This window comes from Saccharopolyspora soli, from assembly GCF_022678645.1.
Classification (GTDB): domain Bacteria; phylum Actinomycetota; class Actinomycetes; order Mycobacteriales; family Pseudonocardiaceae; genus Saccharopolyspora; species Saccharopolyspora soli.
Genome location: NZ_JALBWV010000030.1, coordinates 89,052 through 99,215, shown reverse-complemented (window position 1 = coordinate 99,215; position 10,164 = coordinate 89,052). Strand labels below are relative to the sequence as shown.

General features: G+C 70.1%; 11 protein-coding genes. 5 read left to right on the top strand and 6 right to left on the bottom strand.

The features are described 5' to 3' along the window. Positions 1 to 104 precede the first annotated feature (104 nt). The 4 genes from MOQ72_RS23005 to MOQ72_RS22990 all read right to left on the bottom strand — a co-directional run bounded on the left by MOQ72_RS23005 (position 105) and on the right by MOQ72_RS22990 (position 3,014). Positions 105 to 1,055 carry a PLP-dependent cysteine synthase family protein gene (locus tag MOQ72_RS23005; protein ID WP_242187380.1) on the bottom strand — a complete coding sequence of 317 codons (951 nt, stop codon included), beginning with the start codon at positions 1,053 to 1,055 and terminating at the stop codon, positions 105 to 107. Positions 1,056 to 1,067: 12 nt separating this feature from the next. Then, the gene (locus MOQ72_RS23000; RefSeq protein ID WP_242187379.1) at positions 1,068 to 1,346 is read right to left on the bottom strand and encodes a MoaD/ThiS family protein; all 279 of its coding nucleotides are present in this window, start codon (positions 1,344 to 1,346) and stop codon (positions 1,068 to 1,070) included. A 79-nt stretch (positions 1,347 to 1,425) separates the two neighbouring features. Beyond that, positions 1,426 to 1,881 carry a M67 family metallopeptidase gene (locus tag MOQ72_RS22995; RefSeq protein ID WP_308197940.1) on the bottom strand — a complete coding sequence of 152 codons (456 nt, stop codon included), beginning with the start codon at positions 1,879 to 1,881 and terminating at the stop codon, positions 1,426 to 1,428. 98 nt (positions 1,882 to 1,979) lie between these two features. Continuing rightward, the gene (locus tag MOQ72_RS22990) at positions 1,980 to 3,014 is read right to left on the bottom strand and encodes a P1 family peptidase (protein ID WP_242187377.1); all 1,035 of its coding nucleotides are present in this window, start codon (positions 3,012 to 3,014) and stop codon (positions 1,980 to 1,982) included. Positions 3,015 to 3,199: 185 nt separating this feature from the next. Between MOQ72_RS22990 and MOQ72_RS22985 the strand changes: the two genes are divergently transcribed. From MOQ72_RS22985 to MOQ72_RS22970, 4 genes are all read left to right on the top strand, one after another. Next, the gene (locus tag MOQ72_RS22985; protein WP_242187375.1) at positions 3,200 to 4,510 is read left to right on the top strand and encodes an MFS transporter; all 1,311 of its coding nucleotides are present in this window, start codon (positions 3,200 to 3,202) and stop codon (positions 4,508 to 4,510) included. A 44-nt stretch (positions 4,511 to 4,554) separates the two neighbouring features. After that, entirely contained in the window at positions 4,555 to 5,211 is a 657-nt protein-coding gene (locus MOQ72_RS22980) for a response regulator transcription factor (protein ID WP_242187373.1), read from the top strand. 129 nt (positions 5,212 to 5,340) lie between these two features. Then, the gene (locus MOQ72_RS22975; protein WP_242187371.1) at positions 5,341 to 6,714 is read left to right on the top strand and encodes a sensor histidine kinase; all 1,374 of its coding nucleotides are present in this window, start codon (positions 5,341 to 5,343) and stop codon (positions 6,712 to 6,714) included. Beyond that, positions 6,714 to 7,622: a TAXI family TRAP transporter solute-binding subunit gene (locus MOQ72_RS22970; RefSeq protein WP_242187353.1), complete on the top strand. Its 909-nt coding sequence runs from the start codon at positions 6,714 to 6,716 to the stop codon at positions 7,620 to 7,622. The genes MOQ72_RS22975 and MOQ72_RS22970 overlap by 1 nt, the downstream gene beginning before the upstream one ends. Positions 7,623 to 7,706: 84 nt before the next feature. On the opposite strand, the gene MOQ72_RS22965 is transcribed toward MOQ72_RS22970, so the two are convergent. Both MOQ72_RS22965 and clpS read right to left on the bottom strand, forming a co-directional pair. After that, positions 7,707 to 8,270, bottom strand: coding sequence for a DUF2017 domain-containing protein (locus MOQ72_RS22965; RefSeq protein ID WP_242187344.1), 564 nt, complete (start codon positions 8,268 to 8,270; stop codon positions 7,707 to 7,709). After that, positions 8,271 to 8,564 (bottom strand): ATP-dependent Clp protease adapter ClpS, encoded by a 294-nt coding sequence (clpS, locus tag MOQ72_RS22960; RefSeq protein WP_242187326.1) that lies wholly within the window; start codon positions 8,562 to 8,564, stop codon positions 8,271 to 8,273. Positions 8,565 to 8,722: 158 nt separating this feature from the next. Here clpS and MOQ72_RS22955 point away from each other — a divergent pair, with 158 nt between their 5' ends. Beyond that, entirely contained in the window at positions 8,723 to 10,027 is a 1,305-nt protein-coding gene (locus tag MOQ72_RS22955; protein ID WP_242187324.1) for a nicotinate phosphoribosyltransferase, read from the top strand. Positions 10,028 to 10,164: the final 137 nt, after the last annotated feature.

Genomic DNA, 10,164 nt, shown 5'->3' with positions numbered 1-10,164 from the left:
AAACTGCGAATTGGAAGTACATGATGTCGGGGATCCCGGAGTCGAGGCGGCTGCTGAGGTTCCGCCACCCGCACCGCAACGCAAACCACTACTGAAACAATCCTTCAGGCCCAGAGTTGGCCTTCGAGGCGTTGGGCTGCTTCGTCTAGGGTGCCGCTGTAGGCGCCGGTGGACAGGTACTTCCAGCCCGCGTCCGCCACGATGAAGGCGATGTCGGCCGATTCCCCTTCGGCCGCAGCCTTTTCCGCGATCGTCAGCGCCGCGTGCAGCACTCCGCCGGTGGAGATCCCGGCGAAGATGCCCTCGCTGTCCAGCAATTGCCTGGTGCGGCGCAGCGCGTCGTAGGAGCCGACCGAGAACCGGCGGGTCAGCACGTCCGGGTCGTACAGTTCCGGCACGAATCCCTCGTCGAGGTTGCGCAGGCCGTAGACCAGCTCGCCGTAGCGCGGTTCGGCCGCCACCACCTGCACGTCCGCCTTTTGCTGCCGCAGGTAGCGGCCCACCCCGACCAGCGTCCCGGTGGTGCCGAGACCGGCCACGAAGTGCGTGATGGTCGGCAGGTCCCGCAGGATCTCCGGGCCGGTGGTGCGGAAGTGCGCCTCGGCGTTGGCCGGGTTGCCGTACTGGTAGAGCATCACCCAGTCCGGGTTCTGCTTGGCCAGCTCCTTGGCCATCGCCACGGCCTGGTTCGACCCGCCAGCCGCGGGCGAGGAGATGATCCGCGCCCCGTACGCCTGCAACAGCTGCCGACGCTCCTCCGAGGTGTTCTCCGGCATCACGCACACCAGGCCGTAGCCCTTGAGCTTGGCGGCCATGGCCAGCGAGATCCCGGTGTTGCCGGAGGTCGGCTCCAGGATCGTGCAGCCGTGCGTGAGCCGACCTTCCTTCTCGGCGGCCTCGATCATGGCCAGCGCGGCCCGGTCCTTGATCGAGCCGGTCGGGTTGCGGTCCTCCAGCTTGGCCCACAACCGGACGTCCGGCGCCGGTGACAGGTGGGGCAGTCCCACCAGCGGGGTGTCACCGAGCGCGTCCAGCAACGAGTCGAAACGAGCCACGGTGCGCCTCTCTCAGTTCATCCCACCGGCGACCGCGGGCAGGATGGTGACGCTGTCGCCGTCGGTGACCTTGGCTTCCAGCCCACCTGCGAAGCGGACGTCCTCGTCGTTGACGTAGACGTTCACGAAGCGGTGCAGACTGCCTTCCTTGACCAGGCGGTCCTTCAGGCCGTTGAAGTTGGTGTCGAGGTCGTTGATCACCTCGGCGACCGTGCTGCCGCTGGCCTCGACCGACTTCTGGCCGCCGGTGTGGGTGCGCAGGATGGTGGGGATGGAGACGTTGACTGCCATGGGGAACCTCCTGTCCACGAAGGACTTCGTTGGGAACGGGACGCGCGGCGCCGATCGGTGGGGGTGCGCCAGCCGCGGATCAGTCGCGGTCTGGGACCTCGTCAGCACCGGTGTGGGCGAACATGTACGACTCCACGACCTCTACCGGCTCCTCGGTCACCTGACCGTCGAGGATCCGGTAGGAACGCAGCTCATGGGTTTCCGGGTCCCGGGTGGACACGAGCACGTAGTGCGCGTTGGGCTCCGAGGCGTAGGAGACGTCGGTGCGCGACGGGTATGCCTCGGTCGAGGTGTGCGAGTGGTAGATGACCACCGGTTCCTCGTCGGCTGCGTCCATCTCGCGCCACACCTTCAGCTGTTCGGCGGAGTCGAACCGGTAGAAGGTGGGCGAGCGCTCGGCGTTGATCATCTCGATCAGGCGTTCCGGGCGGTCCGACCCCTCCGGGCCGGAGATCACCCCGCACGCCTCATCCGGGTGGTCCCGTCGGGCATGCGCGACCATCGCGTCGACGAGGTCGCGTCGGATCACCAGCACAGCAACCATCCTAGTCGGTGGAGCACCGGCCTCCCATGATGTGGAAGTTCCCTGCACCGGTGCGGCTTCGTCGGGCCAGAACGTAGGACCACGATGATTCATTCCCGGGCCGAGGGGTAGAGCCGCGTGTAAGAAGTCACCTCGTCGACCGGTTCGGCGGCCAGCACGCCGCGCACGATCGCCCGCGCGACCACGTCGGCGGCGACCGCGCAAACCGCGTCCAACCGCTCGGACCAGCCCTGCTCCCCTGGCGCCGGGAGGGCCGCGCCGGTGCCGGTTGCCAGCGCGAACATCGTGTCGCCGTCGACCAGGGCGTGTGCGGGCCGGATCGCTCGGGCCAGCGCGTCCTGCGCGGCGACGGCCAGCCGCTGGCACTCGGCCTTGGACAGCCGCAGGTTGGTGGCGACCACGCCGATCGTGGTGTTCAGCGGGCGGGCAATCGGGCCGTGCCGCCCCGGACGCGCTCCGAACAGCCGCCGACCGGCCTCGACCTCGGCTGGATCGGGCGGGCGCAGGCCGGGTGTCGGGATCCAGGGCAGCCCGGTGTCCGGGTCGATCGCCGAGCCGGAAGCGTTGACCGCGACCAGGGCGCCGACGGTGGTGCCGTCGTCCAGCACCGCGCTGGCCGTGCCGATGCCGCCCTTGAGGGTGCCCACGACCGCCCCGGTGCCCGCTCCGACGTTGCCCTCCCGGACCTCGGTGCGGGTCGCGTTCTCGCACGCGCGGTGACCGAACTCGGCGTCGGGCCGGTTGCCCCAATCGTTCATCGGCAGGTCGAAGATCACCGCGCTCGGCACCACCGGCACCACGTGTGACGGATCGGCGCCCACCCGGACGCCGTGCCCGCGCTCGCCGAGCCAGCGCATCGCGCCGTCGGCGGCGGCCAGTCCGTAGGCGCTGCCACCGGTGAGGATCACGCCTTGCACCTGCTGCACCAGGTGGCTCGGGGCGAGCACGTCGGTTTCGCGGGTGCCGGGACCGCCACCGCGGACATCGACCGCCGCCGTCGCGCCGTCGGGCACCAGCACGGCGGTGGTGCCGGTCGCCCAGTGGTCGTCGAGCCGCTGGTGGTGGCCCACGCGCACGTCGTCGACGTCGACGATCGCATCGAGCTTGCCCGTCCGAGACACCATTCGCGCCAGCCTCCCTGTTCGCTGCGTCGGCATCACGTTAACCAGACGTAAAGGAAGCGTGGTCGTTCTTGTTGCCGAACCGCCGTATCCGCACTGTGAGTCCGTTCACCACCAGGGAGGACTGATGGGCCACACTTCCCCACCGGCTCATCCCGTCCGACCGGCCGCAGCACACTGGAGGACGGATGACAACTGAGGTACGCGGCCGCGACGAAGCGGTCCGCTCCGGCGGCGAACGTCGGGTGGTCGCCAACGTCGTGCGCGGTTCGGTCGGCAACTTGATCGAGTGGTACGACTGGTACGCCTACACCGCGTTCAGCGTGTACTTCGCGGCGGCGTTCTTCCCGCAAGGCGACCTGACGGCCCAACTGCTCAACACCGCGGGCGTGTTCGCCATCGGGTTCCTGATGCGCCCGCTCGGCGGCTGGATGCTCGGCCGCTACGCCGACCGCTTCGGTCGCCGGGCCGCGCTGACGCTCTCGGTGACGCTGATGGCCTGCGGCTCGCTGGTGATCGCACTGACGCCGGGCTACCAGACGATCGGCCTGGCCGCGCCGGTGCTGCTGGTGCTCGCCCGGCTGGTGCAGGGCATCTCGGTCGGCGGCGAGTACTCGACGTCGGCCACGTACCTGTCCGAGGTCGCCACGGCGGGCAAGCGCGGCTTCTACTCCAGCTTCCAGTACGTGACGCTGGTCGCCGGCCAGCTGACCGCGTTGGGTGTGCAGATCGTGCTGTTGGAGGTGCTCAGCGGCGCTGCGATGGCGCAGTGGGGTTGGCGGATCCCGTTCGTGATCGGCGCCGTCGGCGCACTGGTCGTGATGTGGCTGCGGCGCAGCATGGACGAGACCGACAGCTACCGGAAAGCCTCGACCGGTGCCGAATCGCGCGGCACGGTGCGGGCACTGCTCCAGCACCCGAGGGAATGCCTGCTCGTCGTCGGTCTCACCCTCGGCGGCACGGTGGCGTTCTACACCTACACGACCTACCTGCAGAAGTTCATGGTGAACACCGCGGGCATCGACAAGGGCACCGTCGCCTGGATCAACTTCATCGCGCTGCTGGTGTTCCTGTGCCTGCAACCGCTGGCGGGTGCGCTCTCGGACCGCATCGGGCGCCGCTGGCTGCTGCTGGGCTTCGGGGTGTGCGGCACCGTGCTGACCGTGCCGATCATGACGCTGCTCGGTTCGACCAAGAACCCGGTGACCGCGTTCGCGCTGATGCTCGCCGGGTTGGTGATCGTCACCGGCTACACCTCGATCAACGCGATCGTGAAGGCGGAGCTGTTCCCGACCAACATCCGCGCGCTCGGCGTCGGCCTGCCGTACGCGCTGACGGTGGCGATCTTCGGCGGCACCTCGGAGTACGTGGCGCTGTGGCTGAAGCAGGCGGATCTGGAGCCGGTGTTCTTCTGGTACGTCTCCGGCTGCGTGCTGATCTCGCTGCTGGTCTACCTGCGGATGCGCGAGACTTCGAAGGACTCCCGCATGGAGGGCTGACGCGTCGCGTGGCCATACTCGGGAGCGGATTTCGGAGGTGGCCGGTGCGCGTGCTGCTCGTCGAGGACGACGACGGGGTGGCCAACGCGCTCGTCGACGTCCTCGCCGCGCACGGCCACCAGCCCACCCGCGTCACCCGCGGCTCGGACGCGCTGACCCGGCACCGGGAGCACGACCTGGTACTGCTCGATCTGGGCCTTCCGGATGCCGACGGCCTCGATGTGCTGCGGAAACTCCGCCGGATCGGGCCGATCCCGGTGGTTGTGCTGACCGCTCGCGGCGAGGAGCGCATGGTCGTCCGCGGGCTGCGCTCCGGCGCGGACGACTACCTGGTCAAGCCGGTGCGGATGGCGGAACTGCTGGCCCGGATCGAGGCGGTGGCGCGGCGCGGCCGTCCGATTACCGCGCCCGCCGACGAGGTCCAGGTGGGTGACGTGCGCGTGGACCTGCGGACCCGGCGGGTGCGGGTCGGCGACCGCGACGTGGAGTTGACGCCGAAGGAGTTCGACGTGCTCGCGGTGCTGGCCGGCGAGGTGGACACGGCGGTCAGCAGGCAGCGCCTGATGGACGAGGTGTGGGGCGACGCCTACCTGGCCGTGTCGCGCTCGCTGGACGTGCACATCGCGCAGTTGCGCGCCAAGTTGGGGCGGCCCGAGCTGCTGGTGACGATCCGCGGTTTCGGTTACCGGTTCGGGGAGTGACCCGCTCGTGACTGCGCACCTGCCAAGATCCCGCGGCGCGGCGGTGAGTCACGAATCCGCGCCGGCACCCAGTAGCGGTGCGCGCCGCCGTTCGCGAGCGTTGCCCTGCACAAGTGTCGGCGAGGGCTGATGCGCAGAAGGCTGTTGCTGGTGCTGCTCAGCTTCTCGGTCGTGGCGGTGGCCGGGTTCGCAGCGCCCCTGCTGCGCGCCACGGCCGCGGAACGGACACAGCAGTTGGTGCTCGCCCGCACCGCTGACCTGGACAGGTTCGCCGCGCTGGCCGATCACGCCTTCGGCACCGGCGACACTGCGCAGCTGACCGCGGAGGCCGACCGGTACACCGCGCTCTACGGCGAGCCGCTGGTGGTGGTCGACACGAACCGCGCACCTGTGGTGGAAACCGGCGGGCTGCGGGCCGTCGATGTGGCCGAGCCGATCGACAAGGCGCTGCGCAACGAGCTCGCCGGGCCGGTGCCGTGGCTGCGGCCCTGGTCCGAGGGCGAGTTGATCCGTTATCGGCCGGTCGGCGACGGCACTCGGGTGACCGGTGCGGTCGTGCTGCGTGCTTCGGTGCAGCGCGCGACCCAGGACATCGCCGGGCGGTGGGCGCTGATCGCAGCGGGGGCGTTGAGCGCGTTGGTGGTGTGCGGGCTGCTGGCGCTCGTGCTGGCCCGGTGGATCCTGCGACCGCTGGCCGAACTGCGCGCCGGGGTGCGGGCGGTGGGTGCCGGATCGCGCCGCGAGCGGGTGCCCGTCGATGCGGGCCCGCCCGAGCTGCGGGAGTTGGCCGCGCTGTTCAACCGCATGTCGGAAGCGGTCGCGGACGCCGACGAACAGCAGCGACGGCTCGTCGCGGACGCGTCGCACCAACTGCGCAATCCGCTGGCCGCACTGCGGTTGCGCGTCGATGCGTTGGAACGCCGCATCACGCCGGAAGGAACGGACGTGTACCGGTCCGCATTGGACGAGGTGGCCCGGTTGGAATCGCTGCTGGACCGACTGCTGGCGTTGGCCACGGCCGATCGTGGCACAACGGAGTCCACAGTGGAATCCTGCGAAGTGGTGGCCGTGGTGACCGACCGGATCGAGGCGTGGCGGTCAGCGGCGGAGGCGGCCGGAATCGCGTTGCGCGAAGCTGGGCTCGACCACGGTGTGGTGGGCCTCCCGGCCGACGACCTCGCCCAGATCGTCGATGTCCTCCTGGACAACGCCATCAAGTACGCCGGTGCCGGGGCAACTGTGGCGGTGCGCTGCGAATCCGGGGCGGATCGCTGCACGCTCACCGTCAGCGATACCGGTCCGGGCCTGTCCGACGAGGAGATTTCGCTTGCCGCCCAGCGCTTTTGGCGTGCCGGACGACATCGCGGCAGTCGCGGCTCCGGGCTCGGCCTGGCGATCGCGGACCAGTTGGTGACGGCACGCGGCGGTTCGCTGCACATCGAAGGCGCCCAGCCGCACGGGTTGTCGGTATGGCTGGGACTGCCGGTCCGGGAGGAGGCATGATGCGGCGCCGCACGCTCCTCGCACTGGCCGGTGCCGGACTGGTCAGCGCTTGCACCGCAGGCGCACCCGACCGCACGATCCGGATCGCCGCAGGTGAGCCGGGCGGCTTCTACACCGCTTTCGCCAAGCAACTGGCCGCCGAGGTACCCACCACCGCGCCGGGTCTGCGGATGGTGGTATCGAGCAGCCAGGGCAGCGTCGCCAACGTCGAACTGCTGCGCGACGGGCAGGCCGATCTCGGCATGGTGCTCGCCGACACCGCGGCTGCGGTCCACAACGGCGAGCTCGGCCCGCGGATCGCGCTGCACGCCTTGGGCCGGGTGTACGAGAACTACGCGCAGCTGGTCGTGTTGGCGGACAGTCCCGTGCCCAACCTCGATGAGCTGGCCGGACGCACGGTTTCGATCGGCGCCCCGAAGTCCGGGACCGCACTGTTCGGAGCGCGCCTGCTCGCGGCGCACCCCGGCATGCGCGCCGTGTCGCTGCAACTGGACGAAGCGGTCGCGGCGTTGGCCAGCGGCCGGATCGACGCGCTGCTGTGGTCGGGTGGCCTGCCGACCCCGGTGCTCAAGACGCTCGACGACCGGGTCGGCATCCGGCTGTTGCCGCTCGACGCGACCCGAGCGGCCTGCGGCGCGGCGTGCGACCCGGTCCTGGTGCCGCCGGGCGCCTACCGGCGAACCACCGGAGTGCCCACGGTCGGCGTGGCCAACATCCTGGCGTGCTCGCCGGAACTGCCCGCTGACCTGGCCGAAGCCGTGGTCCGCTGCCTCGTGCTCCGCGCGCCGTTCCTGGTCCCGCAGCAGACGGTGGGCACCCAGTTCCTGGACGTGCGGAACCTCATCGGCACCGGCCCGGTCCCCCTCCACCCCGGAGCCCAACGCGCCTACCGCGACCTGCACGGTTGACTCCTCCGTCCCGCCGAGATCCGCTGCGGCCTTGCGGTTTCAGGGACGGGAGAACTGGCGATTTCGCGCGAAATCGGCGCCTGTTCAGGCCATCATGGCGCCGACCAGGCTGTCCTGGACCCAGGTGAGCCACTGGTACACGCCCAGGTGTTCGCGCCGCAGGTCGTCGTCGGGCACCTCCTCGGGCATGTCCTCCTCGACATCCAGCGCGGTCCCCAGCGCCAGCCGGACGTCGTTGAGCGCCGCCAGCCACCCGTCGGCCTGCTCGCCGGTCAGCTTGACCCGGCCGCCCTGCGGCGGGCACGTCTCCAGCACCAGGGCGGCCACCCCGGTCTTGGCCTCCAGCAGGCCCGGCTCGTGCAGCGACCGCATCGCCCCGGCCGCGTCCGACTCCTCCTCGTCGGTCTCGCCGGTGATCGGGTCGCGCCGGTAGAAGTCCGGCAGCAGCCGCGCCAGCACGCGGTCGTCCGGCGGTGTCGTCGGCCCGGTGCGGATACCGGTCAGCTCGGCCAGCTCGTCCTCCGGCGCATCCGCGGCCCGAGCGGTGAGCATGTCCTTGATCTGCCCCACCAGTCCGCGGATGACTGCGGCCTCCTGCTGCGACAGCTCGGCGAGCACGTGACCGTTCTTGCGGGTCCAGCCTTCCACTCAGGAATCCTTCTGCATCGTCGCCCACAGGCCAGCGGCGTGCAGCTTCGCCACGTCGCCCTCGACCTTCTCCTTGGAACCCGAGGACACCACCGCACGGCCCTTGTGGTGCACGTCCAGCATCAACTTCGTCGCGTGATCCCGGGTGTACCCGAAGATCTTCTGGAGCACGTAGGTCACGTAGGACATCAGGTTGACCGGGTCGTTCCACACCACGGTCACCCACGGCTTGTCCTCGGTGCCGAGTGCGTCCGGTTCGAGTTGCGCGCGCTCGATTTCAGCGGGCGAGGTCATGGCTCCATCGTCGCACGCGACCGTCACAGCCGTGTCGACCACACGGTCAAACCCGGCACCCACCGGTTTCCGCGCCACCGGTACCAGCGCGAAGGCCGGTTCGGAGCTCGGCGGGACCGCTGGGCGAACCGGCCCCCGCGAGTTCTAATCTCTGCGACATGAGCTCTTCGCCGGGTAGCACCGCGCTGCTGACCGATCAGTACGAGCTGACCATGCTCGCGAGTGCGCTGCAGGACGGCACCGCACACCGCCAGTGCGCCTTCGAGGTGTTCACCCGGCGGTTGCCGGACGGTCGGCGCTACGGGGTGATGGGCGGCACCGGCCGGGTGCTGGACGCGATCGAGAACTTCCGGTTCGGCGAACCCGAACTCGACCAGCTGGCCGCTGCCGACGTGGTGGACGAGGCGACGCTGGAGTGGCTGCGCGACTACCAGTTCCAGGGCCAGGTCGACGGCTATCCCGAGGGCGAGCTGTACTTCCCCGGCTCCCCGCTGCTGACCGTGCGCGGCACGTTCGCCGAGGCAGTCGTGCTGGAAACGCTGGTGCTGTCGATCCTCAACCACGACAGCGCGATCGCGGCTGCCGCGGCGCGGATGGTGTCGGCTGCCAACGGTCGCCGGATGATCGAGATGGGCTCCCGGCGCACCCACGAGGAGTCGGCCGTGGCGGCGGCGCGGATCGCCTACCTCGCCGGTTTCACCGCCACCTCGAACCTGGAGGCGGGCCGCCGCTACGGCATCCCGACCGCTGGCACCGCGGCGCACGCCTTCACGCTGCTGCACGACTCCGAACGCGCCGCGTTCGAATCCCAGATCGCCTCGCTGGGCACCGGCACCACGCTGCTGGTCGACACCTACGACATCACCCGCGGCATCGAACTGGCCGTGGAGATCGCCGGGACCGAGTTGGGCGCGATCCGGATCGACTCCGGTGACGTCGGGGTGCTCGCCCGGCAGGCCCGCGAGCAGTTGGACCGGTTGGGCGCGACGGGCACCCGGATCGTCGTCTCGGGCGACCTGGACGAGTACGCCATCGCCGCGCTGCGGGCCGAGCCGGTCGACGGCTACGGGGTGGGCACCGCGCTGGTCACCGGTTCCGGGGCGCCGACCGCCGAGATGGTCTACAAGCTGGTGGAGGTCGACGGCCGCCCGGTCGCCAAGCGCAGCTCGCACAAGGAGTCGCGCGGCGGGTGCAAGGCGGCGGTGCGGCGGCACAAGCACACCGGCACGGCGGTGGAGGAGGTCATCTTCCAGATCGCGCCGGGCGCCGCCGAGCCGGTGCTCGGACCGGACGACCGCTTCGTGCAGATCCCGTTGATGCGCAACGGGAAACGGGTCGACGACCTGCCGACGCTGGCGGACGACCGGCAGCGGCTGCGGCACGCGCTGGTGACCCTGCCGTGGGAGGGGCTGAAGCTCTCGCACGGCGAACCGGCCATCCCGACCGTCTTCCACACCTCCTGACCCCAGCCACCTCGACCGGGTGGTGAGTGAAGGGCACCTTTGACCGGCTTACTCGGTCAAAGGTGCCCTTCACGTCGAAAAGACGTGGTGGTTATGGGGTCGGGTAACGTCTATTCCGCCGATCCTTGCGACCGGTT